Source organism: Vreelandella sp. 2A-K22, from assembly GCF_054065485.1.
This window is the reverse complement of sequence record NZ_JBSUGC010000009.1, coordinates 139459-164463: the sequence shown is the minus strand read 5'-3', so window position 1 is coordinate 164463 and position 25005 is coordinate 139459. Positions and strand designations below refer to the sequence as shown.

Genomic DNA, 25005 nt, shown 5'->3' with positions numbered 1-25005 from the left:
GCTTTTCGCTCAGTTTGTACTCGGAGACCAGGCCTCAAGCCGCCTGCACTTCGATACGGCGCGTACGGTGGCTGTCTTTCTTGGGCAGCGTTAGCGTCAATACGCCGTTGACGAGAGTGGCGCTAATGGCATCACTGTCCACTTCGTGACTGAGGTTAAAACGCCGCGCAAAACGCTGGCCGCGAACCTCGGCGTGCAGCGCGCTCAGCCCTTCGGGCATATTTAGCGCTATCTCACCTTCCAAGCTCAGTACGTTGTTGTCGAGCTCTATTTTCAGCGTTTCATTAGTAACGCCAGGCATATCTGCCACCAGTTTGAGCGCATTGGACTCTTCAATGATATCCACCGCTGGCAGCAGGGTTTCTTGAGAAGGTTGCTCCTCGCCACGCTGTAAAAGCGGGGAGTGGTTGGATGAACGAACAACGTTATTCATGATTTATCCCTCCTTATGCAAGGTTAACAAACATGATTTACGCCGCCTGAACATCAATACGCCGCGGCTTGAGTTCTTCGCGTTTAGGCAACACGATCTCGAACACACCATGGGCATGGCGTGCCTCTGCCCGCTCGGCATCTAAGCCATCGGGGAGTGCAATCGCCCTTACAAACTCACCGCTGGCGCGCTCTCGGCGAAATACCGGGCGCGAGCTGCCATCCTCATTGCCACTCGTCACAGAGTCTCGCTTGCCACGTAGCGTCAGCACATTGTCTTGAATATCAATGGTCAGATCAGAGTGTGCCAACCCCGCAGCAAACACATACACACGCACGGCATCATCGCTACGCGCCACATTGATCATCGGGAAACTACCCCGCGGCACCGCACGAATATCCATCGCATTGCCATCGGGGAAGAAGCCGTCCAACAGTTGACTAAACCAGTCAAACTGCCGAGGCGAGCCGGTTTCAAAACGCTTGAGATCATCGAACATATCGAACACCTCCTACGTTAAGCAGACTGTGAGAATTGTCATAAGAGGCAGCCTCTTACGCAACCCACAGAAGCAGCCTCTACGATGTAAAAAATAGGAGCGGTCAGTCGATTTTCAAGGGTCTGGATGGCAATTTTTGAGGCTTTTTTTACGGTCGTCAGCGCCCCGATCAATGGAGGTAGACACCACTACTTACCGATAATGACCGTCCCCGATCCGGTGATGACTTCATTACCGTGGGCCCCCACACTGCTCAGGACAGCGGCTGGCTTGCCGTTGACGAATACGGTGGACGAGACTTCGTGAGTAATAGGACTGCCACAAGCAGATTTATCGTCTAACCTTGCGGCAGACAAGCTATCGTAAAAAACATCAGGCGAGCCACTGACTAGTGGGTTTGTACCGTGCCCTGGGATAGGGCACGCGGTAAGGTCAGTAATACGTGCTGCTGGCTTTCCACTCATGATATAGCTCCTTTAAACGTATGCCGTTTTAAACATCATAGGACGATTATTTAATATTAATTAATATTCATCAAGTTTGTTAGTGCTCACTTAAGGGCCTACGCTTAGCCAACTGCCAGCCATCAGGCAACCGTAATATCGGTAGAGAGATAGACATCCTGAATCGCATGCAGCAGCTCAACGCCTTCCTGCATGGGTTTCTGGAAGGCCTTACGCCCTGAGATCAAGCCCATACCACCGGCACGTTTATTGATCACCGCCGTGCGCACCGCTTCGCCGAGATCAGAATGCCCCTTGGAGCCCCCGCCGGAATTAATCAAACCCGCGCGGCCCATAAAGCAGTTGGCAACCTGGTAGCGGGCCAAATCAATGGGGTGGTCAGTGGTTAGCTCGCTGTAGACATTGTCGTGCGTATGGCCAAAGCCTACCGCACGATAGCCGCCGTTGTTCTCAGGCAGCTTCTGCTTGACGATATCGGCTTTAAGCGTCGCGGCCATGTGATTGGCTTGGCTGGTGAGGTCGGCGGAGGCGTGATAATCAGTGCCGTCCTGCTTGAAGGCTGGATTGCGTAAATAAGCCCACAAGACCGTTACCATTCCCAATTGGTGAGCGCGCTCGAAGGCCTCGCTAATCTCCATGATTTGCCGACGGCTCTCATGGGAGCCAAAGTAAATCGTCGCCCCCACCGCCACGCACCCCATGTCGTGGGCCTGGTCTACATCAGCAAATAGCGTCTGGTCGTATATCGCCGGATGGCTCAACGTTTCGTTATGGTTAAGCTTGAGCATCATCGGGATTTTGTGGGCATAACGCCGCGCCACCGATGACAACACGCCCAGCGTCGATGCCACGCCGTTACAACCACCTTCGAGTGCCAGCTCAACGATATTGGCCGGGTCGAAGTAGCGTGGGTTAGGAGCAAAAGAGGCGCCTGCCGAATGTTCAATGCCCTGATCTACCGGCAATAGGCTAAGGTAGCCAGTACCCGCCAAACGACCGTGATTAAACAAACTCTGCATATTGCGCAGCACCGCTGGGCTGCGGTCGCTATCCGCCATAACACGGTCAATAAAGTCTGGGCCCGGCAGGTGCAAGCTCTCACGGGGTACGCCCTGGCACGTGTGATTAAGCAAACTCTCGGCGTCACTGCCAAGCAAAGCGGCTATATCAGTCATGATGAGCTCCTTTATATTTGTATGTAACAAAAAGTAAGTGTATGCCAAAAACTGCTTAAATAAAGCGTATCGATTTAATAAAGCCTAGCGCTTCAATAGAGCATAGGGAAAGCACCACCGCAATCAGGTGGCGCTAGGTCTCCCGACAGTTGACAAGACTACGACTAAAAGATGAAAATACAATCAAGAATGAGTGTTAGTCGCAAATAAGACTCCTATTGTTTCCTTCGCTTCACACTTGGAATCACCTTTATAATGCCCGCCTCTTCGCCACTTATTGCGCCGTTGGCATCCAGCTATCGGCGCTTTATCGTTCTCCGTTTGCTGATTGTCGCAGGGTTAGCTATCGCTTTGGCAATCTCCCTGCTGGCTGATATCGCGAGTGGCCCTGCACATATCCCAATGGCTGATTTAATCGCGCTGTTGTTTGATGCCCATGCTCAAGGCCCGATTCAGCAGGCCATTGTCTGGGAGATCCGCATGCCTGCGGCGTTAATGGCGGTACTGGTAGGCGCCACCCTGGGCCTGGCCGGAGCGGAAATGCAAACGGTGCTGAATAACCCACTGGCTAGTCCGTTTACCCTCGGTGTGGGCGCAGCGGCCACCCTCGGCGCATCGCTGGTGATTGTCTTCAACTTTTCCCTGTTTGGCTTGAATGCCCACTACGCCACCGCCTTAATGGCATTTGTGTTTGCGGCTGCATCGATTTTGACCATCAATGCGCTGTCGCGCCTCTACGGGGCCAGCCGTGAGATTATCGTGCTGTTTGGTATTGCGCTGGTCTTTGTACTCAATGCACTGGTTGCACTTTTGCAGCTCATCGCCAGTCCCGATGCGTTACAGCAATTAGTGTTCTGGACGATGGGTAGCCTGTCCCGTGCCTCCTGGGAGACGGTGGGCATCGTGGCAGCAGTACTGGCAGTGTGCTTGCCCTTCTCACTGCGCAGCGCCTGGGCGATGACGGCACTGCGCTCGGGTGATGAACACGCGCGAAGCTTCGGCATTGCAGTTGAGCGCTTGCGGCTTATCTCCCTACTGCGCGTTAGCCTGCTCGCCGCTGCGGCGGTCGCATTTGTGGGCACTATCGGCTTTATCGGACTAGTGGGGCCTCATATGGCCCGACTGGCGCTGGGTGAAGATCACCGCTTTTACTTGCCAGGCAGCGCCCTGGCCGGGGCGCTGGTGCTTTCGCTTGCCTCTATCGCCAGTAAAACGCTGGTCGATGGGTTGGTGCTGCCCGTGGGACTGGTGACCTCCCTGGTGGGCATCCCCTTCTTTATGGCATTGATCATGATGCAGGGGCGAGCACGATGAAGGCAGGTTTTACACTCAGCAACTTCACGACCGGTTATCGCAAACGGCGCGTCTTCGACCAGCTAAGCCTGCCCACACTGCCCCCCGGTTCGCTGGTCGCGGTGCTGGGGCCCAATGCGGTGGGTAAATCGACCCTGTTAAAAGCAGTCGCTGGCCTACAGCCTTCCAGCGGGCAAATGCAGCTCAACGATATCGACCTCGCCAGCCTCAGCGGCGCAGCGCGGATGCGCCATGTGGGCTATTTGCCGCAAATGCTCCCTCAGGCCACCACGTTAGTCGCTTATGAAGCGGTGCTTAGCGCCTGCCGAGCGGTGCGCCCCGATTTAAGCCGCGCGGCGATTGAGGCATTGATTGAGCGAGTGTTCGATGCGCTGGCCATTCGACCGCTAGCCTTACGCCCGCTAAGCGAACTCTCCGGCGGTCAGCGCCAGATGGTGGGTCTGGCCCAGGCGATTGCCCGTCAACCGGCGCTGTTACTGCTGGATGAGCCCACCAGTGCGCTGGATTTGCGTTGGCAGCTGGCACTGATCGATACCGTGCGCACAGTGATTGCGGAACGGCAGTCGGTCTGCCTGATGGCTATCCACGATATCAATCTGGCCCTGCGCTTCTGCGACCAAGTGCTGCTGTTTGGCAACGGTGGTCTGCTGGCTGCCGGCGACCCTCACACGGTGATTACCCCCGACGTACTGCACGCCGCCTACGGAGTCGAGTCACGGGTCGAGCAATGCTCGTTGGGGCGGCCAATTGTGCTTAGCGATCGCGTCAGTGAGCAAACTGCGCACTCCATTTAGCGACGTCAATCCAGGATAACCCAATGCGCCACCTGGCTATCAATCTGTTGTGTTGGATCAGTCTGTTAAGCACTATCGCTTGTTGGGCAGCCGGTTCACAGGCGGGCTTTCCCAAACAACTTACCGATCTCGCCGGGCGCCAGGTAACGCTTTCAGCACCGCCATCACGGCTATTTCTTACCCAGCCGCGCCAGCTCTATGCGCTAGCCAGCTTACTGGATAACCCGACCGAACACTTGGCGGGCTGGGCCTATCCGCTGGCCGTGTTCGACCCTTCCATGGCCCAACGTTTTACTACCCAGTGGCCCGCGCTTGCCCAATTGCCTACGCTTTCACACGCGCCAACCCCCCAGCTCGATAGCGAAGCGCTACTGAATCTGGCCCCGGATCTGGTGCTGTTTGATCTCTCACGTGCCAGCAGTGTTGAAGGCTCCCCTTTGGCGCAGCTACTCGACGAGTTGGGCATTGCCTACCTGTTTATCGACTTTAACCGCCACCCGTTGGAAAACACGCCCAAAAGCCTGGCACTTTTAGGTGAGGCATTAAACGCGACGCCACGGGCCAATCGTATGATCTCTCTGATTGAACAGCGCTTGGCGCGTATCGACCAGGGTTTGGCAGAGCTGAAGTTGACAGAGCATCCCACTGAACCGCCCAGGGTACTGATCAATGTCGCCCCTGGAGTCAAAGTCGACTGCTGCCGTACCAATTTAAGAAACGGGCTGGCCGACCTGGTCGCGCGGGCAGGCGGCGAGAATATCGCCGATGCGTTAACCCCCGGCGCTTCGGCGACGCTAAGCAACGAGTGGGTGCTGAGCCACCCGCCCGACGTCGTTATCAATACCGCGGGGCAATGGGCAGCAGGAGATGGCATCAGCGTGGGACTTGGGATTAGCGATGCGGAGATTGCCCAAGGCCTGCGCTCGCTTAGCCACGAACTGCCCGGCTGGCAGCATCTCGACGCCGTTCAGCAAGGTCAGTTCTACGCGCTCTGGCACGGCTTCCACCAAGGCCCCTTTGCCATTGTGGCACTAGAACGCATTGCCCAATGGCTCTACCCCGAACGCTTCGCCGACCTCGACCCGGCCGCTACCTTCGACGCGCTGCTGCCCGCCCCACCAGCGCTAAGCCGCGAGGGACATTTCTGGGGCGCACTCAACGCGCAATAACGCTTGCTCATTCCACCCACTGACGACAAAAAGGATCTATACCGCCCATGCGCCGTTCTCGAACCATTGCACTGTTTTCGCCGCTGCTACTGCTGAACCCGCTGCCATATGCCTTCGCGCAACAAGCCAACGAGACTACTTCAGAAACAGTTTCAGAAACACTGATCGTCACTTCGGATCGCCTCACTGACGTGGCCCCGCAGAGTTATCGTGCCCAGCGTTCTAGTTTGGCCAGCAAACAGCCGGTGTCGTTTCTGGAAGAAGCCCGCACCGTAGAGACGGTCACCGCCCAGGTGATGGCCGATCATAATATCGACAGCCTCACTGAGGCGATGGCGATGGTTGCGGGGGTCACCGAAGGCAACAATATGGGGGGCACCGAGGATGGCTATATCAAACGCGGCTTTGGCAGCAACAGCGATGGTTCGACGTTGATCGACGGCATTCGCCAGCCCCGGGGCACCTTCTCCATGGCGACAGTGGATCATGTCGAAGTGCTCAAAGGGCCAGCCTCGCTCTTCCAAGGCCAGCAGGATCCTGGCGGGGTAATCAATTTGGTGACCAAACGCCCTGAGTACGAGTGGCAGCGCGAAATCAGCGCCGAAGCCACCTCCTTGGGTGGCGGCAATGCCAGCGTCGATGTCACTGGCCCGCTTGCCGATACCGGGCTTGCCTTCCGCTTTATCGTCCACCATGAAGATGAAGACTCCTTTCGAGCCTTCGGTAACAATCGACGCACTACCGTTGCCCCCTCGCTACGCTGGGAAGGCAGCGACAGTCGCGCGCAGATCTCCTATGAGTATCGCGACTACGACCTGGATCTGGATCGCGGCACGGTGATTGTCGACGGTGAGCCCGCCAAGGTACCCAATGACCGCCGTTTCGATGAACCCTGGTCGCGGGTATTTGGTCACGACGAAGCGGTCACCGCCTGGTGGGAGCAGGATATCAACGACAACTGGTCGACAAGATTGACCTACGGCTGGAACCGCCGCCAGTACAGCGATGGCCAACCGCGGGTACTGCGTGTGAATGAAGATACCGGCGCACTAACCCGCCGTGCAGACGCTAATTATGGCTTTGACCGCCGTGTGCAATACACCGCCTGGGATACCACCGGTACCGCCACTCTGGCTGACATGCGTCACGACCTGACCGTCGGGATTGATCACGAACGCCGCCGGGATTACGTGGGCGATGTGTATCGCGGCTCGGCGGTCACCGACCAGAATATTTATGATATGAGCTACGGCGGTCTTAATCTGGATAGAGATCGCCTTAACACCTCGCGAAGCAACCGCTTGGATGAGATTAATACGACCGGCGTTTATCTCAATGACCGTTGGCACTTCAACGACCGCTGGACGCTGGGGCTAGGCGGGCGCTATACCCGCTATGAGCAGTTTGGTGGCCGTGGCCGCCCCTTCGTGACCGCCACCGATATCAGCGACGATATTTTCCTGCCGTCGGTCAGCCTGCTGCATCGCCTGACTCCGGATACGTCGGTTTATGCCAGCTATAGCGAAGCCTTTGTGCCCAATGGCGCCGACAGCGATACGGGCAAGACGCTGGATCCTGAGCACAGTATGGGCAGTGAGATCGGCGTCAAACACCTATGGAACGACCAGCTCTCGTTAGCCGCTGCGCTATTTGATATCCGCAAGGAGAATGTCGCCGTCTCCGACAACGGCGTCACCCGCACGGTAGGCGAAGCGGGCTCCCGGGGTGTGGAGCTAACGGTTTCCGGCCAGTTGACCGATCAGCTTTCGCTGTTAGGCGCTTACGCCTATACCGATACCGAGGTGTTGAAAGATACCGAAGGTACCGAGGGTAACCGGCTAACCAACGCCGCACGCCACACCGCAAGCCTTTATTTGGCTCACGACCTAGCTACCGGCCCGGAACTGGGCAACTGGCGCCTGGGCGGCGGGGTTCGTTATGTGGGTGAGCGCGAAGGCGATGCCGACAATAGTTTCCAGCTAGACGCCTACACCGTCGCCGATGCGTTTATCGGCTGGGATACCCCTTGGCTGGGCGACAACCTGCACCTGCAGCTCAACGCCAAGAACCTGTTCGACACCACTTACTACCCTTCAAGCGGCGGCAGCACACGGGTAGTGGTCGGCGACCCACTGGAAGTTAGCCTGCAGGCGTCGGTGAAGTTTTGAACAGGGAATTCCCTTTATAGGCTTCAACCAAATGTGACGGCTGCCAAAGTCGGAAGAATAGTGCTTGAATACGCCCGATACAGTACATCGGGCGTTTTGAGGTGAAATAGGTGTCAATCTATTTCAGGACTAGACAGAGCTACCAGTTATTCCGTGTACAAGATTTGAGTCCCCTTCTCATTGTGAAAAAGTGAACATCATTCCTCCAATCCCCCACAACAAACGCATCGAAAAGGCGATGAGCAGCACTCCCATCACCCGCTCGAACCAGTGACCGATACGCAGAAATCGCTCGCGAACAGGCGGGCTGGTAAACACAAGGCTGACCAACACGAACCAACCGGCATTGACCAGGCACATCCAGCCGCCATAAAGCATTTGAATGCGCAATGGCGTCGAATCACTGACCACAGTCGTGAACACGGCCAGGAAAAACAGCGTCGCCTTGGGGTTGGTAGCATTAGTCAGAAACCCCAACGCGAACGACTGTCGAAAGCTCCTTGCCCCTCTCTCGGCTGCGGCATCCAGCGCCAACCCGGCTGTGTGCTTGCCTGCCTGCCGGATGAACATGATGCCGAGATATAACAGGTAGGCTCCGCCCACCAACTCGGCCGCACTCAGTAACCAGGGGGTTGTGTGCATCAACGCGCCGACCCCCAGCAAGGTATAGATCACATGTACCGAGATACCGGCACCAATGCCAACCGCCGTAGCGATGCCTAGACGCCTCCCATAGAGCACGCTCTGGCGAATCGTAACGGCGAAATCCGGCCCCGGCGCCACGACTGCAAGAAAGTGGATGGCGGCCAGGGCGAGAAATTCCGCCAGATAATCCGGTGTCATATATCCGCTCCTCTCTCATCGACTATCAATTGTATTGATAAAGAGCGGCTGCGATAATCCAGCATAAATTCAAATATTTTTTGCCTCATGAGCACAAATAAGATGGTCGCCCTGTTGGGCGAAATGGCGGTCTTCGTCAAGGTGGTCGAAACCGGCAGCTTTTCAGAAACGGCACGCCAGTTGGGCGCAACGCCCTCGGCAATCAGCCGCTCGGTTGCCCGCCTGGAGAAGGCGCTGGGTACCCGGCTGCTCCAGCGCACGACCCGCAAACTGCGGCTGAGCGAAAGCGGGCATGAGGTTCATAGACGTTGCGTCGATATGGTGAGCGCAGCGCAAGCCGTGATGGCCGTTTCCGGGCAGTTCGACCCAGAACCACAAGGTCTAATACGAGTCAGTGTACCGAAGGCGGTAGGACGTTTTGTCATCCACCCCCACATTCCTGACTTCCTGGCGCGTTATCCCAAAATCGATGTTCTGTTACAGCTCAAGGACAGCTATGTGGACTTGATCGATGATCAGGTGGATCTGGCAATCCGCATTACTGATCGCCCTTCACCAGGTCTTATGGGGCGAAAGCTCATTGACATCGACCACATGCTTTGCGCGACGCCGGACTATCTCAAGCGTCAAGGCACACCAGAGCACCCGCACGATCTGAAAGTGCACAATTGCATTTTTCTGGGCGAGGAGCCCGGTGATTCCCGCTGGAAATTCCAGCGCAACGGCAAGAACGTGAGCGTCAATGTGCATGGTCGCTATGCGGTCAATCACACTGGTGCAAGGCTGGATACGGTCTTGCAACACCTTGGCATTGGCAGCTTGCCGTACTTCACTGCTCGCCATGCGTTGCAGCAGGGACATATCGTCCAAGTACTTCCGGAATGGGAATTCAAGACCCATTATTATTGCGGCGAGGCCTGGGTGCTTTATCCACCAACTCGATATCTTCCGCCGAAACTCAGTGCTTTTATCAGTTTCATGGCCGAGCGACTGGGTCAGGAACCCACTTTGTATAAAGAGCCACCCCAGGAACTACTAGAACTATCGGCCCCTCCCTACGAATCGCCTGAAACCTCCTTTTAGTGGTCGGCGACCCACTGGAAGTTAGCCTGCAGGCATCGGTTAAGTTTTAAGTGTTAATTTCTCGGCGTGACAACTTGCTCTTAATTAGCCTTTGTGACAACTTTCGTACATGAGAAAGATATCATGGACTTAATAGCAGGAACGCGCCAATGAAATGTACCGCATGCCAGCAGGGAAACTTAGTCCCCAGCTTTATTGATGCTCTTTTCCGCAGTCATACTTGCAACAACTGCGGCGGAAATTGGATATTGATTGAAGATTACATAAGTTGGAAAGAGCGTCATCCCGAACACGTGTTTGATGACATTTGTGTTGAGAGCATTGAAGCTGGAGACACCGTAGTCGCACTGATTTGCCCAGTGACCGGCGGCATTATGAGTAAGTTTCGCATTACTAAAGATAATGCCCACCGAATCGACTATAGCGCCCGCGTTGGGGGCGTTTGGTTGAATAAAGGTGAGTGGGAAATGCTGGTTGCGGAAGGACTGGCTGGCAATTTGAACAGCATACTGACAGACGCCTGGCAAAAGCGGATACGTCAGGAAAAGACCAGTGACACCTTTGAAAATCTTTATCGCAGCAAATTTGGCGAGTCCGATTATCAAAAAGCCTGCGACGTTCGTGAGTGGCTACATAACCACGCTCAAAAATCCGATTTACGCGCTTTCTTAATGGCAGAAAATCCTTTCTCCGCTATTGATTAAGTGCTTTAGGTGGGGGCTTTTAGATAAAAAATAAGCCGCTGATTAACAGCGGCTTATTTGTTATCGACCCAGCATCATTATCGATAACAAATGATTAGCCAGGGGGCGGCAATGTAGTCGGCATCAACTCTCCCCCGACCTTACCTTCCCCCACTGCCCAACCCCTTCAGCAATTAAGCTTAACTGGCGAACCACCAAGGCACCGGTCTCTTCATTGCCTCCGGTTAGTTGCCGACGTTGGAACTCACGTTTAATCGCTTCCCAGCGCTGCTTTTCCGCTTCGCTCAAGGTGCCTCTCAACTCTTTCAGCTTGAGTAGGTTCTCTTCAGCGCCGTGGGTTAACAGCTGCGCTTCCCCGACATAGTGATCATCAATGATCGCTTCAAGCTCATCGTCGCTAAGGATCGGTGACATCTTCTCCGCCAACCGATTCATATTGCGATAGCTGCCCTGTAGGCGGAACGGCGGCTCGGTACGGTACTCGTCAGCCTGAGCACTGGAGGTGATGTACTGTTGATTAACTCGCAGCACCACTTCTCGTGCTTTAAACATATTCTTCAGCACCGCCACGATCTCTTCGCGCTCTGCGGCGCTATAGTCGTGTTCAAAGTCGGTGCTCGGCACCTCGCGGCCCATGGCGATATCAACAAAGCGGTAGAAATCGTCCATACCGCGTGTGGCCAAAGAGGCAAGCACCGTATTGGCACTCATGGCATTCTCGATGTAGGAGAGCGCAAACACCTCCTCCATGCCGTTTAATACATCGCCCAGGTTATAAACGTCGGCGCGGTTGGCCAGCATGTCAGGCACTTTGAACACGTCGCCACTTTCGGTGTAGGGGTTACCCGCCATGGCGATACAGAAACGCTTACCGCGCATATCGTAGGTCTTGGTGCGCCCATTCCAGATACCGTCTACCCGACGGCTGCCGTCGCATAGCGAGATAAACTTCTGCAAAAACTCCGGGTGAGTATGCTGAATATCATCCAGATAGAGCATGACGTTGTTGCCCATTTCAAATGCGAGGTTGAGCTTGATCAGCTCGGCCCGGGCGGTGGAGTGCGTCGCCGCGTTAGGATCCAGCGAGGTCACATCGTGGCCAAGGCTTGGGCAGTTAATCTTCATAAAGATCAGCCCCAGGCGGTTCGCCACATACTCCATCAGGGTGGTTTTACCGTAGCCGGGCGGGGAGATCATCATCAACAAACCACTATTATCCGTGCGCCGCGTATCACCTACCGTGCCCATCTGCTTGGCTAGGTTATCGCCGATAATGGGCAGGTAGCTTTCGGTAATCAGCTTGTTGCGTACAAAGGAGTTGAGTGGCTTCGGCAGGTACTCTTCGAGCCGCAACCGCTCCCGCTGCTCGCGTAGAATGAGCTGGCGACGCTCTTGTAACGCCGTCCAGTCGCGTATAACGACCTTCTCGTGATGGCGCAGTCGCTCCTGAAAGTCGTCTAGTTGAAGCGTGAGCTTTTGTTGTTCAAGACGCCCGTGCTGGCCCAGCAAACCGGTAACGGTGAAGGCTAGTTCGACATTATGGGGAGCGGTGCTTAACCGGTCAGCCGTGTTTAGCATAGCAATCGCTTCAGGCAGGTAGTGCAGCAACGCCTCTTGCTTGGCTTGCCCCGCGTGGGCCTGCAGCCAATGGGAGGTGATCACCCAGCGGGCGCCGGGGTTACCCGCCACTACGGCCAAGGCCTCTTGGAAGTGTGCGTAGTAGCCCTGCTGCTGCATGGAGGTGGTAAAGCTCTCTACCAGGCTGGCGGCGTACTGGGTGACCGGAAAAAGTTCGCCCTCTTCAGCCAACTGGCGCACCAAAAAGTCAGTGGCACTGCTTATCTGACTCACCGAGCACTTGATCTGTTGGGCCGATACAAAAGCATCAAGCTGCGGCTGCACTTCCTGAATCAAAGCCAGTAGCAGATCCTCGTTATTCATAATGCGGCACAGAATGCCTGCCGAAAGACAGCGAGCGCGAAGGTTACGGCTCGCCTCTTCATCATGAATACGGTCGGCCCAGAAGAGCATTGCCAATGCCCGGGGCAGTGGCCCAAACCCTAGCAAGCCCGCACTTTGGCGGGCTGGCCACAAGGTGCGTACGATTAACGCAGCGTCGTGGTCGTGGATGCCTTTTTCGTAGCTTTCGCGATAGCGCGGCGAGGCAAAATTGGCAATCTGACGCTGAAGCTCGCTAAAATCTTCGACATTAATGGGCTTAGCACCGGGCTTCGCCAACTCGTCCATAAAGCGATAGGCAAGATACTCGGCGCGATAGACCGCGGGGCTTTCCGAAGGCAGCAGCATACTCCAGTAGTCTTGCAGCTCGGTCAGCCGTTCATCCTCAAGCGGCTCGTAATATTGCGTGCCCGTCAGATGCAGCATGATGCGCTCTTGGCGAGGCACCAGGGTTAAGTCGAGATGCTGCTGGTTGACGCTGAAGCGGTGGCGCGGCCCCAGGCGAATAACATCACCACCGGATTCATAAATATCGGAACGGTCGCGCACGCTACGCATGGCGGCATCCTGGGAGGAGCGTTGACGCCCGGCGATATCATCCGCCTCAAGGTTACCGCCCATCTCGCGTAGCTCATTGATCATGCTACGCACTTTGCCCACCATGGCATCGGCTGCGAAGAAGCTATGCAGCTCTTCCAGGGTTTCAAAGCGTTCCGTGCGCCGCTCCACATTGGCCAAGATTCGCTGACTGGCATCGGTTAGTGTAGAGACGCGCCGTTGACGCTCATCCTGCAGCTGCTGGCGGCGTGCTTCGATACTTTCGTGGGCGCTTTCACGCTGTTCAAGAATGGTGGTTAAAAATTCATCAAATTCGCCGAACTGACTCTCCAGCTCCTGGAGTTGGTCGAGGATACGCGTCATCAGCTGGTCGCAGTCATCGGGCTCCCGCAGCGCACCCACGCCATTAGCCAGGCTCTGCTCAAACAGGCGAATCTGGGCTGCAAACTGTGCCTGAGCCTCTGCGCTCCCCTGCTCTCTTAAACGGATCTCCGCTTCGGAACGCTGCTGATTAATCGAGGCGTAGATGCTGGAGATATTCTCGGTAATCCGCGTTTGCTCAATAGCATCGCCGCCAGACATCGACGATAGCAGCCCTTGGATCATATCCAGACCCACCGTCAACTCGCGGTAACGCCCTACGCACTCCGCCAACTGCTGGCGATTCTCTGCCTCACCCACCTGCTCTCTCAACGTCGCCAGGGTTTCCCGGTAGCCATCTAGCGCTTCTGGCTGAGCAAGAAAGCTAAAGGTCTGCTGGGTCAGCGACTGTTCCGCTTTATCCAGCGCTTGCTCTAACGTTTGCAGGCGCCCTTCATCCAGGTAACGGCGCTCGCGCAGCGCCATCAGTCGGCCACGATGGTCGCGTAAGTGTTTCAGGTAGGTAACGAATAGGTCGGGGGTTTTCCAACTACTGGGCTTGAGCTCCCGCAGCAGCGCCGCCTGCTGTTTCTCAACCTCGTCTAGCGCCTGAGCAGTCTGGGCACGAATCGCCTGGACTTTCTCATACTCATCGAGCATCAGTTCAGCGGTGTGCTTTAGCTGCTCAAGGGCGGCGTGAATGGTTTTAAAGTCAGCTTCACCAATCCAGTGGAACTGGTTCAGCGTGCGGTCGACCCGACGAATAATGGCGTTAAAGTGACGCTCGGACGCCTGCTGCTCGTTAGCGAGCTGCACAATGCTATTGAGCTCGGCAATACCGCGCACCAGGTCAGGATTGCCGATTCGACCTAGTGGCGTGTCGTTGCGCACCGCGTCCTGGGCATGGAAGCGCTCCGACATAAAGGGCGTTGCCCACACCTGGATGGGGTGTACCAGCGTTGGCTCATCTTCGGCATAAAAAATCGCCAGATGGCCGTTTTCAAGTATTGCCGCCCCATGCCCCACCATAGGAGTATCGACCTGCTTGCGGATCAGGTTATAACGGTAAAGCACCACCTGCCCTGTTTGCGGCGCGTAGAAGATATACAGAACATCTTCGCCGTTTGGCGAGCGTACCATGCGCTTGAAGCGCAGATCTTCCTCGGGCACTTCGTAGGTGGTCAACTCCCCGGTATTTAAGTAGTAGCCTGAAGGGAAAATCAGGCCGTGGTTTTCCGGCAGTTCAACCACCGAGCCCGCCATGGCATCGACACGTTTAACGTGTTGTTCAGCGCGATTGAAAAGGTAGTAACGCCACTGCTGCTCATTAAAAGGCAGGATACGAACAAGTACGACGGCACCAAGATCGGCGTATTCAAAGCTGGCATCGTCCAGCGACTGGGAGTCAGACTCCACCGGGTCGGCAAATACCCCCTCGCCGCTGCTGGTGTTGTTCTCGATCTTGAAGGTAATGTTACCGCGCAGGTTATCAACGAAGACCGTATCAAGGATATTCAGATGGGGCGCACGGCCTTGCTCTTGCATATCCCGGCCTGCTGTCTGCCAGGGGAAAGCAAAGCGGTCAGGAAAGATCAGGTCACGCTCACCACGATTATCGATATAGCGGCTCACCTCGCCGCTCGCGGCTAATTCCCAGCGGAAGACACGCAGGTCGCTAAGTTTTTCACCAATTTGAAAAGCGATCAGCAGTTTGTTGTTCAGGGTGACCAGTTGAACCAGCGTAGCGTGACTGTAGTATTTCTGTAGTTCTTTGAAATCCTGAACAAAGCGGCTCTCGGTGAGGAAGCTATCCGCCATCGGCGCTTCGCTTAACTCAAGCCCCTCTTCATCATCTTTGAGGTGATAAAGCGCAAAGATATCGCTCGCCTCAAGCTCTTTGCGCAACCCCAATTGCACGTTAAAGCCAAACAGGATTTGCTCGCCAATACGCACCATATCGCGGGCAATGGCGTTATTTTCGGTACGTACCCGGGCCCTGCCCAACAGCGCCATACTACTGCTACCAAAAACATCAGCGCGAGCTTCGTTCAGCTTACCGATCGAAGCGCCCAGTTCGCCGCCCTGGGTTCTCAAGCGCCGCTGAATCGTCTCGAATGCGGTGCTTTCTCTGACGATGTTTTCAACCGAAGAGTGCTCCTTCGACATAGTATTCATCCTGAAAAGTGCTCACTAGAAATAGCAAAGACCGCAATTGGCTGACAGTTGCGGTCTTAGGCTTTCACGAAAACTGCCTGGATAGTTCACCGGCCGCTTGGCGCGACACTACCGGCAAAAGTAAGGCGGCTCTCCCCATAGTGAGCCGCCCTGTCCTTTAGGCAGTTTCAGAGGATTTGCCAGAACTCATGGCACGATTCGCTAAGCCCGCCAGAGTGGCTTGCAACGCTGGCGACTTATCGAGCACTCCTTGAACCGCTTTACCGTAGCCTAGGCCGGCGGTGAGCTTTTCAAACACATCGCTGTCGCCTCCAATCAGTTCAAACTTGGCATTGTGCATCGCGGCAGCCATTACCTTGCCATTTTCGAGCATACCGATGCGCTGGGCTTCGATTTGCGCCATGACTTCTTTCTTGTGCACTTCCAGGTTCATGCGGAACTCTTCGAAGTGGCGAGCCTCTTCGGACATATTGTCGTAAGCGCGCAGCTTCTCGACCAAACCATTCGCTTCGGCTTTGGCCATTGCTTCCCGGGCCTGCGCTTTCGCGGTGCCCAGTTTTTCCTCGCCCATGGCCTCGGCTTCAAGGCGCTGTTCAAGAATACGCACTTCCGCTAGTCCGGCATCTTCATCAGCTTTCGCATTGGCCGTTTTAACCTCGGCAAGGGCAAAGCCTTCGCTGCGCTGGGCGTGAGCACGCGCTTCCAGCACTTGCGCTTCGGCCAGCCCGTCTGCGGCGGCAAGCGCTTGGTGACCGCGTGCCTGCTTCTCTTCTGCGGCGGATTTCTTCTCTGCCGCATCTAGATCGGCTTGGGCGCGAATAACCGCTTCCTCCGCTTCCAGCTTGGAGCGCTCGAACACTGCTTCCGCGGCGCGCACCTCTTTGAGCTTGCGCTCTTCCGCTTCGGCTTGAGCAGCGGTCAAGCGAGTGACCTTCTGGCGCTCCGCCTCGGCGCGGTTGCGCACATCGTTAATATTCTCTTCTTCTTCCGCCACGCTGCGTTCAACCGCAATACGCTGGCTGGTAATGTCGGCAATCTCTTTGCGCTCTTCTTCCAGCGCTTTTTCCATACCGATTCGTTCAATTTCTACCGCACGTTCACGGGTCACATCCTCAAGCTCTTTCGCCTGACGAATGCGCACCTCTTCGATCTGGACGGCACGCTCACGGGCCTTGGTGGCCATTTCGATCTGGCGCTGCTTGTTCTCTTCAGCAATCGCTAGCTCTTCGTCGGTTTTAATCCGCGCGGCTTCGCTTTTCGCACGTTCTTGCTGTAGCACCTGCTCGGCTTCGGACTGCTCACGAGACTGCAAGCTTTCGATTTCACGACGCTGACGCGCCTCGGCATCGGCCTGAGTTCGCTCAAGCTCTAATGCAGCCTCGCGAGCCGATACATTCTTGCGCTGAATTTCCAGCTCTTGGTCGCGCTCCAGACGGTTGGTCTCAACATTGTGCCGGGCGGTAATCTCGGTGATGCATTTGATACCTTCTGAATCCAGGATGTTGTTCGGATCCAGCGAGCTTTTCGGCGTTTGCTCTAAATAATCAATGGCAACGTCTTCGAGAATGTAGCCATTAAGATCCTGGCCAATGGTCTCAACAATGGCGTCGCGGAACTGCTGGCGCTCTTCGAAGAGCTGCATGAAGTCCATCTTTTTACCGACGGTCTTCAATGCTTCGCTGAACTTGGCGTTAAATAACTCATTAACGGCATCGCGATCGGAGGCGCGGCCTACGCCAACGGATTTAGCAACGCGCAAGACGTCTTCGGCAGTGGCATTGACGCGTAGGTAGAATGCTACGCTAATGTCGGCACGCAAATTATCGCGGCAAATCAGCCCCTCTTTCCCGGTACGATTGAGCTCCAGGGTGATCACCGATACCTTCATGGTTTCGGAACGGTGAACAACGGGCAGCACCATAGCCCCGGTAAAGTAAACCTTGGGCGTTGCGGAAAGGTCATTGACGATTAATGCCTGGCCTTGATCTATTTTTCGATAAAAGGCTTTAAACAGTGCCAGTATTGCAAGCAGTGCAATAACAATCACACTGACACTAACCAGTAGTGGCATGATCCACGACAAATCCATCTTTATCTCCTGCACCAAGGCAATTAATCGGCTAAGCCGGCTTCAAAATCTTTTTCAGATACCACCCAGTACGCATCTTCAGTCAACAGGTACTGAATAATGATGGCGCGCTCACCGCGCACCAGCGCTGAGTCGCTTCGCACTTGCAAAATAAGATGGTCACCATCTATATGCGCATCGGCGCGGCCTTTCTCTTTTGTCACCTCTGCCGAACGAACCGTGCATTGCTTACCTGTCAAACGCTGTTCAATAGGCAGGTGCTGAGCGGGGCGAAAAAGGGGCCGCATAGGGCGAATCAGCAAGGACGTGATGATAGTGGCGACAACAAACCCTAATATCAGCACGACGCCATTAAACACCCACAGCAAAAGGCCTGGGTTTAGGTGTGTTCCTAACAACAGCATTGCGAAATAGCTAAACAGCCAGCCGGTTAATGCCAGCAGCGTAATCACTAGCGGCAGGGGAACGCCGTGCAAGCCCAGCGTTGCCAGTAAACCACCCAGCGCCAGCGAACCGCCTTCGCCAACATCACCCTCGACTACGTCGCTATCGACCAATCCCGATAGCGAAACTAACCAGTAAAGAACGGCGACACTTAGCAGTACTGTAAAGATGACGGTAGGAAAGCTGGTAATAATCGAAATAAATAAAGGCATGCGCCTGAAACCCAGTAAGGCTAAACACAAGCGCCATCAATACTGAATGCCGCCATGAGGGATCGCCCTTTTTCATCTTGTTGAGAAAGGGCTCTTCTATAAAAAGTCGTATTAAGTCGATGCCATTTATTGCTTAGGACTTTAACCCTGATAGCAACGCCGGGAAAAACTACAGCATCTCCTAGCAAAATCAATTCAGTCATCGATTTTTAAGAGATATCTTACAAACCCAATAGCGAATGTCTTACAAAATCCGGTATTTTGGGCAGAATTGCCTAAGATCGCTGACCGCCCTTTTGGTCGCCAGCAAAGTTTAGCTGTCACAGTACGCACGCACACTGAACGGGGAGTCTCTGTCAAAAGAGATATTAGAGGCTTGCTGAGAGTTTGAGTCGCCGACCCGACCACTTCCTGACCCGGAAACCGAAAGGACAAGTCCTATATTGCGCGAAACACATTCATTTTATTCGCCACACCTTAAATACGCTTTTTAGTCGTCTACACGGGTGTTATCCATTAGGATTAATGCGATGAGTCACTTCAACCCCGTCAGGAGATGCGCCCATGCTGCTTTCCACTTGGTTGCTTTTTGTTGCCGTGGCACTAGTCAGCATTGCCAGCCCCGGGCCCGCTTTTCTAGTCGCGGTGCGCAATGGCATGGCAGGAGGAGCCAAACGCGTGGCGCTTTCGTCGCTGGGCAATATCACTGGCCTACTCATACTGGCCAGTGCAGCAGTCTTGGGGCTGGGGGTGGTGTTGAACGCCTCGGAAGTGCTGTTCAACCTGCTTAAACTGGGCGGCGCAGCCTACTTGATCTACCTGGGCATTCGTCAGTGGCGCAGCAACACCTCCCTTGCGGTCTCAACCAGCCCGGCAAAACCCACTCCCAGATGGCGCACTGTCAGTGAAGGCATACTGGTCGCCATGAGCAACCCTAAGGCGATCCTGTTCTTCACTGCCCTTTTTCCACAGTTTTTGGATACGCAGCGCGCCTTGCTTCCTCAGTTCTCCATCATGGTAGGTACCTTCATGGCACTCTCCTTTGTCACCTTGATGACCTACGGCACCCTTGCCAAGCATCTTGCCCGCTGGCTGAGCAGTCGCTCGCGGGTGACATGGGTCAATCGCCTGATGGGCAGTGCTTTTATCGGATTGGGCCTATCCATTTTACGCTTACGGCAGCCGGTGTAGCGCCCTATTGATTGTGGTTGCGGGCCAACGGGCAATCATAGCGGTGACAATAACGGCAAAGAGTAGCCGTGCCCATAAAATGCCCGCTATATCGGCCCCCAGCATCAAGATCAGCAGCGTGTCTTCTATAACGCTATGGCAGAGGCCGAGAAAGCACAGTGCAAGCGTGCTATCACGCTTGCTAAGCACCCCGTTCTGCACATCCCGAATCAGCAGCCCCGCGCCGTAGCTTAATCCCAACGTAAAACCAATCACCGTTACATTCGCTGCCGAACGGCCAATGCCTAATAGCTTGAGTAGCGGTAGCAAACCAAGATGAATCCAGCGCTCCAGGCCGAGCTTTTTCAGAAGTTTTAGGAGCACAATCAGCGCTAAAATAATCACAAAGATAAGCGCTAGCGTTTCAAGCTGTGCAATAGCCCAACTGCTTAGCGTTGGCGCTGTCGACAAGCTTGGTTGCCATACCAATGCTACTGGCGCTTGCAACAAACCAAAATACGAATAGAAGCAGTGCAAGAGCCAAGCAAGCAGCAAAGCCCCACCTACGCGCAGGACTAACGTAGCCCACCAAGGTACGCCAGCGCGCTTGGCAACGGCCCCTTCAACAGGAATTGAGTGCCCTACCAGCATTAATGCACCCAGCACTGTCACTTGCTCGACACTCAAGTGCATATCACCAGCTACTTGGAGAAATACCGCAATGGCGGTGTACAAGTTGGTAAAGAGCGCCGCCGCCCACACAACGCCCAACTGCTCGGGCAAACCGAGTATGCTCATTAAGGGAGCTAATACCGTTCCCAGCCAGCCGATAACACCCAAGAGCTCTAATGCTTTGACGATAAGCAATGCTGGAATCAGGATTTTGAGCAGCGTCAGGTACACGCGCAACGCGTCTTGTAATAGGTGAGTTACCCAAGCCCATAGATGATGAATTTTTATCTGCATCAAGCCCCCGTTGCCATCATTTGAACAACGGTTATGATAATGGGGCTGGCGCAGAATATTCTTTTCAATTCCGCACTAACAATCACTATTCGTTCTTTATGAGCGCAGAAAGGACATTTTATTTCATGGACGCCATTGATCGACGAATCCTTGACCAACTTCAGCGTAACTCCAGCCTGACCAACCAAGCGCTAGCGGACGAGATAGGGCTTTCACCCTCTGCCTGTTTAAAGCGCGTTAATCGATTACGCGACGCTGGAATCATTGAGCAGCAGGTAGCACTACTCAATCCTGACGCCTTGGGGCAGTGCTTGCACATGGTGGTAGAAGTCACCATGGAGCGGGATAACAAATCACTCTACCAGCGTTTTTTAACAACAGCGCTGAGCGCCCCTGAAGTGAAGCAGTGCTATCAGGTAACCGGAGAGTGTGATTTTGTATTGATCGTGACAGTCGCTGATTTAGATGAGTACGACAGCTTTTGTGATCGCGTGCTCTATGGCGACGACAACCTGCGCAAGTTCCGCACGCTACTGTCGCGTAAGCGGCATAAGTTTGATACGTCTGTGCAGCTCAGTCGTTGAATGCTGCTCACGCCGTCAATCCAATCCCGCGCAAAATCACCGAGGTCACCGACTGCACGGCCTTTTCGAACTGTAAGTCGTCCAGCGGTTGGTCGTCGTTGAGCAGGTAGATTTGGTAGTCGAAATCCGCGTAGTGCTGGGTAGATGCCCAAATCATATAGAGCAGGTAGGAAGGCTCGACAGGGTTGATTTGACCTGACTCGACCCACTCGCGAATTTTCGACTCCTTAAGCTTGGCCCATTCGTAAAGGTTGTCGCGCAGGCGCTCCTTAAGAATCGGCGCGCCCTGCATGACTTCGGCCGCCCAAACTTTCGAGCCGTGGGCGCGGTTGCGGGAGTGGTTCATCTTGGCGCGAATATAGGTGGAAAGCACGACACGAGGATCATCGTAGAGCTCGAAGCAGAGCGCGTCCTGTTTCCACACCTCGAGAAGCTCTAACAGAACATCTTGATACAGCGCTTTTTTGGTCGAGAAGTAGTAGTGCACATTGGACTTGGGGATCTCTGCCAGTTGTGCGATTTCGCCCATGGAAGCACCTGCATAGCCCTTTTCGGCAAACAACTGCTCTGCCGCCTGGAGAATCTTTTTTACGTTGGTTTGCCGAATTTCGTCCTGGGTTCTCGCCACGCTGTTCTCGTCCCTATACGTCTGAAGTACGCACCAAAAAAAGCACCATCGCAGGGCGACGGTGCTGAGAAGATGTCCTAGTTACTCTAAGACGTCAACTTTGATTGTTGGGGAACGAGAACTCGGCCCGGGTGGCCTCGCTCACCGACGGCCAACGCTGGGAGACCGCTTTGCGGCGAGTATAGAAGCGCACCGAGTCCGGCCCGTAGGCGTGAAGATCCCCAAACAGCGAGCGCTTCCAACCACCAAAGCTGTGGTACGCCACGGGCACCGGGAGCGGCACATTCACGCCCACCATGCCAACCTCGATACCGTCGGTAAAGCGGCGGGCAGCTTCGCCATCGCGAGTAAACAGGCAAGTGCCGTTGCCATACTCGTGGTCGTTGATCAGGTGCATGGCGTCATCCAGGCTACCCACGCGCACCACGCAAAGCACCGGCCCAAAGATCTCTTCCTGGTAGATGCGCATTTCGGCGGTGACGTTATCGAACAAGCAGCCGCCCACGAAATAGCCCTCTTCATAGCCTGAGACTTGAAGGTCGCGACCATCGGCCACCAGTGTCGCGCCAGCCTTTACGCCATCTTCGATGTAGCCGAGGACTTTATCCCGGTGCTCAGCGGTCACCAGCGGCCCCATATCCAGATCCCGCTTGGTGCCAGGGCCAACTTTTAGTTGAGCGATTTTAGGAAGTAGGGTTTCAACCAAGCGGTCTGCGGTCTCATCGCCCACGCATACCGCTACCGAGATCGCCATGCAGCGCTCCCCGCAGCTACCATAGGCCGCACCCATCAGCGTGTTGGCAGCGTTTTCCAGGTCGGCATCCGGCAGCACCACGGCGTGGTTCTTCGCCCCACCTAACGCCTGAACGCGCTTACCCGCGGCGGAACCACGAGAGTAGATCGCCTCAGCCACTGGCGTTGAGCCGACAAAGGAAATGGCTTTAACAGCCTTGGCATCCAGCAGCGTTTCCACCGCTTCGCGACCGCCGTGGATTACATTCATTACACCTTTGGGTAGCCCCGCTTCTTGAAGCAATTCGGCTACTGCCATGGCCGCCGAAGGGTCTTTCTCCGAAGGCTTCAATATAAACGTATTACCGCAGGCAATCGCCATGGGGTACATCCACAGCGGTACCATGGCGGGGAAGTTAAACGGGGTAATGCCCGCCACCACACCCAATGGCTGGAAGTTTGACCAGGCATCAATGCCTGGCCCTACATTGTGGGAATACTCTCCTTTGAGCAGCTCTGGCACCCCACAGGCGTACTCGACGTTCTCAATGCCGCGCTTGAGTTCGCCCATGGCGTCTTCGGGAGTTTTGCCGTGCTCTTCACTGACCAGCTGTACCAAGCGGTTAGCGTTCTCTTCAAGCAATTGCTTAAAGCGGTACATCACCTGGGCGCGCTTAGCGGGCGGCGTATCGCGCCAGGCGGGAAACGCCTCTTGGGCGGCGGTAATGGCGCGCTCTACATCGGCGGCATTGGCATCCGCCACTTGGCGAATCACTTTGCCTGTGGAGGGGTTGGTGACATCCAGCGTACGCTTACTTTCAACTAACTCGCCGTTAATCAGGTGGGAAACAACACTCATATTTAAACTCTCTGAAATTTAGGTCAGTCGGTTATGCCAGCGAATCTTAGGCTAACGCATCCAGGGTGGTGGCCACGGCGTCGAACAGCCGCTCTAGCTCGGCCTCGGTGGTGCCAAAGGGAGGGCCAAACTGCAGCGTGTCGCCGCCGTAACGCACGTAGAAGCCTGCTTCCCAGAGCGCCATGTGAGCATCGCGGGGACGGATCGTTGGGTCGCCTTCCCGGGGCGTTAGCTGAATGGCACCAGCTAGGCCGTAGTTACGAATATCGACAACGTGATTGCGGCCTTTCAAGGCGTGTAGCTTCTGCTCAAAGGTAGGTGCGATGGCGCTGACCTGAGCAGGGAAGTTTTCACGCTCCATCATCTCAAGCGCCGCCAGACCCGCCGCACAGGCCACCGGATGGGCGCTGTAGGTGTAGCCATGAGGAAACTCAACGGCATGTTGGGGGCCACCGGCGTGCATAAAGGTATCGAAAATCTCGCTGGACGCGATCACCGCGCCCATGGGAATTGCGCCGTTAGTGATCTGCTTCGCCACGTTCATGATATCCGGCGTGACACCAAAGGCTTCCGCACCGGTGGTTGCTCCACTACGCCCAAAGGCGGTAATCACTTCGTCAAAAATCAGCAGGATGTCGTGGGCAGTGCAGATCTCACGCAGCCGATCCAGGTAACCTTTCGGCGGAACGATCACCCCCGCCGAGCCGGACATCGGCTCAACAATCACCGCAGCAATGGTGGAAGCATCATGTAGGGCGATTTGATCGAGCAATGCATCGGCAAGCTCGGCACCGGTTTCCGCTTGGCCACGGGTGAAGGCGTGACCCGCTTGAAGGGTGTGCGGCAGGTGGGTTACATCCATCAACTGACCGTAGTGTTTGCGATTGCCACCGATCCCACCCAGGCTGGTGCCGCCAATGTTTACCCCGTGGTAGCCCTTGGCGCGGCCAATCATGCGCGTTTTCTCTGGCTTACCTTTTAGCCGCCAATAAGCCTTGGCCATTTTGACCGAGGTATCTGCGGCTTCTGACCCCGAATTGGTGAAAAACACATGATCCAGTCCGGCTGGCGTAAGGCTGGCCACCTTTTCCGCCAGTTTAAACGCCAACGGATGGCCAATTTGAAAGCCAGGCGCAAAGTCGAGGCTACCTAGCTGCGCCGCTACGGTTTTTTGAATCTCTTCACGGTTGTGGCCCGCGCCGCAGGTCCATAGCCCGGAAAGTGAATCGAACAGCTTACGACCCTGGTCATCAATGTAGTAGCGCCCTTCCGCACCGGTGATCACACGCGGGTTGGCATGGAAGTCGCGGTTGGCACTAAACGGCATCCAGTAGTTCTGATTAAGTGCCGTTTTAGAAGACACCTCCTCCATAGAAGAGCTCGATGCTTCAGGCTTCGTTTTGCTTTTTATTCCAAACATGCTGTCCAGCTCCATCGCTATAAGACTTGGTCTCAGCATGCGCCAGCAAACACGTTTATAAAATTATGCTTTTCTTTTGTTCACGTTAGAGAATCTATACGTAACAAGGCATCTTGACGTGCTTCTTGAACTTGACGCCGGTTAAAAAAGCACCTAATCATTATATTTATACGAATAAATACAACAAATCCATGGAGCACGCC

General features: G+C 55.1%; 20 protein-coding genes. 8 read left to right on the top strand and 12 right to left on the bottom strand.

Going from position 1 to position 25005, the window contains the following annotated elements; all coding sequences use genetic code 11:
- Positions 1–34: 34 nt before the first annotated feature.
- The 4 genes from ACW17M_RS13895 to ACW17M_RS13880 form a co-directional block, all read right to left on the bottom strand.
- Positions 35–433 carry an Hsp20/alpha crystallin family protein gene (locus tag ACW17M_RS13895; protein ID WP_457547651.1) on the bottom strand — a complete coding sequence of 133 codons (399 nt, stop codon included), beginning with the start codon at positions 431–433 and terminating at the stop codon, positions 35–37.
- A 37-nt stretch (positions 434–470) separates the two neighbouring features.
- Positions 471–932: an Hsp20/alpha crystallin family protein gene (locus ACW17M_RS13890; protein ID WP_022521744.1), complete on the bottom strand. Its 462-nt coding sequence runs from the start codon at positions 930–932 to the stop codon at positions 471–473.
- Between the two features lie 188 nt (positions 933–1120).
- Positions 1121–1396 carry a PAAR domain-containing protein gene (locus tag ACW17M_RS13885; RefSeq protein WP_082116848.1) on the bottom strand — a complete coding sequence of 92 codons (276 nt, stop codon included), beginning with the start codon at positions 1394–1396 and terminating at the stop codon, positions 1121–1123.
- A gap of 122 nt (positions 1397–1518) precedes the next feature.
- Entirely contained in the window at positions 1519–2571 is a 1053-nt protein-coding gene (locus ACW17M_RS13880; RefSeq protein ID WP_022521743.1) for a class I fructose-bisphosphate aldolase, read from the bottom strand.
- A 255-nt stretch (positions 2572–2826) separates the two neighbouring features.
- On the opposite strand from ACW17M_RS13880, the gene ACW17M_RS13875 reads away from it, so the two are divergent.
- From ACW17M_RS13875 to ACW17M_RS13860, 4 genes are read left to right on the top strand one after another with little or no spacing between them, the layout of a single operon-like run.
- Complete coding sequence (locus tag ACW17M_RS13875) at positions 2827–3885, top strand: FecCD family ABC transporter permease (RefSeq protein ID WP_457547650.1); 1059 nt, start codon at positions 2827–2829, stop codon at positions 3883–3885.
- Positions 3882–4679: an ABC transporter ATP-binding protein gene (locus tag ACW17M_RS13870; protein WP_039857312.1), complete on the top strand. Its 798-nt coding sequence runs from the start codon at positions 3882–3884 to the stop codon at positions 4677–4679. Before ACW17M_RS13875 ends, ACW17M_RS13870 begins: the two co-directional genes overlap by 4 nt.
- Positions 4680–4702: 23 nt before the next feature.
- The gene (locus tag ACW17M_RS13865; RefSeq protein ID WP_457547649.1) at positions 4703–5848 is read left to right on the top strand and encodes an ABC transporter substrate-binding protein; all 1146 of its coding nucleotides are present in this window, start codon (positions 4703–4705) and stop codon (positions 5846–5848) included.
- A 47-nt stretch (positions 5849–5895) separates the two neighbouring features.
- Positions 5896–8016, top strand: coding sequence for a TonB-dependent siderophore receptor (locus ACW17M_RS13860; RefSeq protein ID WP_427769507.1), 2121 nt, complete (start codon positions 5896–5898; stop codon positions 8014–8016).
- A 177-nt stretch (positions 8017–8193) separates the two neighbouring features.
- Here the strand turns inward: ACW17M_RS13860 and ACW17M_RS13855 are convergent, their stop codons facing one another.
- Positions 8194–8859, bottom strand: coding sequence for a LysE family translocator (locus ACW17M_RS13855; RefSeq protein ID WP_457547648.1), 666 nt, complete (start codon positions 8857–8859; stop codon positions 8194–8196).
- Positions 8860–8961: 102 nt separating this feature from the next.
- On the opposite strand from ACW17M_RS13855, the gene ACW17M_RS13850 reads away from it, so the two are divergent.
- Both ACW17M_RS13850 and ACW17M_RS13845 read left to right on the top strand, forming a co-directional pair.
- Positions 8962–9942, top strand: a complete 981-nt coding sequence (locus ACW17M_RS13850; RefSeq protein ID WP_400670410.1) for a LysR family transcriptional regulator — start codon at positions 8962–8964, stop codon at positions 9940–9942.
- A 149-nt stretch (positions 9943–10091) separates the two neighbouring features.
- Positions 10092–10646 (top strand): TFIIB-type zinc ribbon-containing protein, encoded by a 555-nt coding sequence (locus ACW17M_RS13845; RefSeq protein ID WP_457547647.1) that lies wholly within the window; start codon positions 10092–10094, stop codon positions 10644–10646.
- Positions 10647–10769: 123 nt separating this feature from the next.
- On the opposite strand, the gene ACW17M_RS13840 is transcribed toward ACW17M_RS13845, so the two are convergent.
- The 3 genes from ACW17M_RS13840 to ACW17M_RS13830 all read right to left on the bottom strand — a co-directional run bounded on the left by ACW17M_RS13840 (position 10770) and on the right by ACW17M_RS13830 (position 18443).
- Complete coding sequence (locus ACW17M_RS13840) at positions 10770–15689, bottom strand: DNA repair ATPase (RefSeq protein ID WP_457547646.1); 4920 nt, start codon at positions 15687–15689, stop codon at positions 10770–10772.
- Between the two features lie 166 nt (positions 15690–15855).
- Positions 15856–17787 (bottom strand): hypothetical protein, encoded by a 1932-nt coding sequence (locus ACW17M_RS13835; protein ID WP_457547645.1) that lies wholly within the window; start codon positions 17785–17787, stop codon positions 15856–15858.
- Between the two features lie 23 nt (positions 17788–17810).
- Positions 17811–18443, bottom strand: coding sequence for a hypothetical protein (locus tag ACW17M_RS13830; RefSeq protein WP_457547644.1), 633 nt, complete (start codon positions 18441–18443; stop codon positions 17811–17813).
- A 564-nt stretch (positions 18444–19007) separates the two neighbouring features.
- On the opposite strand from ACW17M_RS13830, the gene ACW17M_RS13825 reads away from it, so the two are divergent.
- The gene (locus ACW17M_RS13825; RefSeq protein WP_138799308.1) at positions 19008–19634 is read left to right on the top strand and encodes a LysE family translocator; all 627 of its coding nucleotides are present in this window, start codon (positions 19008–19010) and stop codon (positions 19632–19634) included.
- Here ACW17M_RS13825 and ACW17M_RS13820 read toward each other — a convergent pair.
- Positions 19617–20579, bottom strand: coding sequence for a nucleoside recognition domain-containing protein (locus ACW17M_RS13820; RefSeq protein WP_457547643.1), 963 nt, complete (start codon positions 20577–20579; stop codon positions 19617–19619). The genes ACW17M_RS13825 and ACW17M_RS13820 overlap by 18 nt on opposite strands.
- 125 nt (positions 20580–20704) lie before the next feature.
- On the opposite strand from ACW17M_RS13820, the gene ACW17M_RS13815 reads away from it, so the two are divergent.
- Complete coding sequence (locus ACW17M_RS13815; protein WP_027957057.1) at positions 20705–21163, top strand: Lrp/AsnC family transcriptional regulator; 459 nt, start codon at positions 20705–20707, stop codon at positions 21161–21163.
- A gap of 7 nt (positions 21164–21170) precedes the next feature.
- Here ACW17M_RS13815 and ACW17M_RS13810 read toward each other — a convergent pair whose 3' ends face one another.
- The 3 genes from ACW17M_RS13810 to ACW17M_RS13800 all read right to left on the bottom strand — a co-directional run bounded on the left by ACW17M_RS13810 (position 21171) and on the right by ACW17M_RS13800 (position 24802).
- Positions 21171–21791 carry a TetR/AcrR family transcriptional regulator gene (locus ACW17M_RS13810; RefSeq protein ID WP_041158696.1) on the bottom strand — a complete coding sequence of 207 codons (621 nt, stop codon included), beginning with the start codon at positions 21789–21791 and terminating at the stop codon, positions 21171–21173.
- Between the two features lie 94 nt (positions 21792–21885).
- A complete protein-coding gene (locus tag ACW17M_RS13805; protein WP_457547642.1) occupies positions 21886–23382 on the bottom strand; it encodes a CoA-acylating methylmalonate-semialdehyde dehydrogenase in 1497 nt (498 codons plus the stop codon).
- Positions 23383–23428: 46 nt separating this feature from the next.
- A complete protein-coding gene (locus tag ACW17M_RS13800) occupies positions 23429–24802 on the bottom strand; it encodes an aminotransferase class III-fold pyridoxal phosphate-dependent enzyme (RefSeq protein ID WP_457547641.1) in 1374 nt (457 codons plus the stop codon).
- Positions 24803–25005 lie beyond the last annotated feature (203 nt).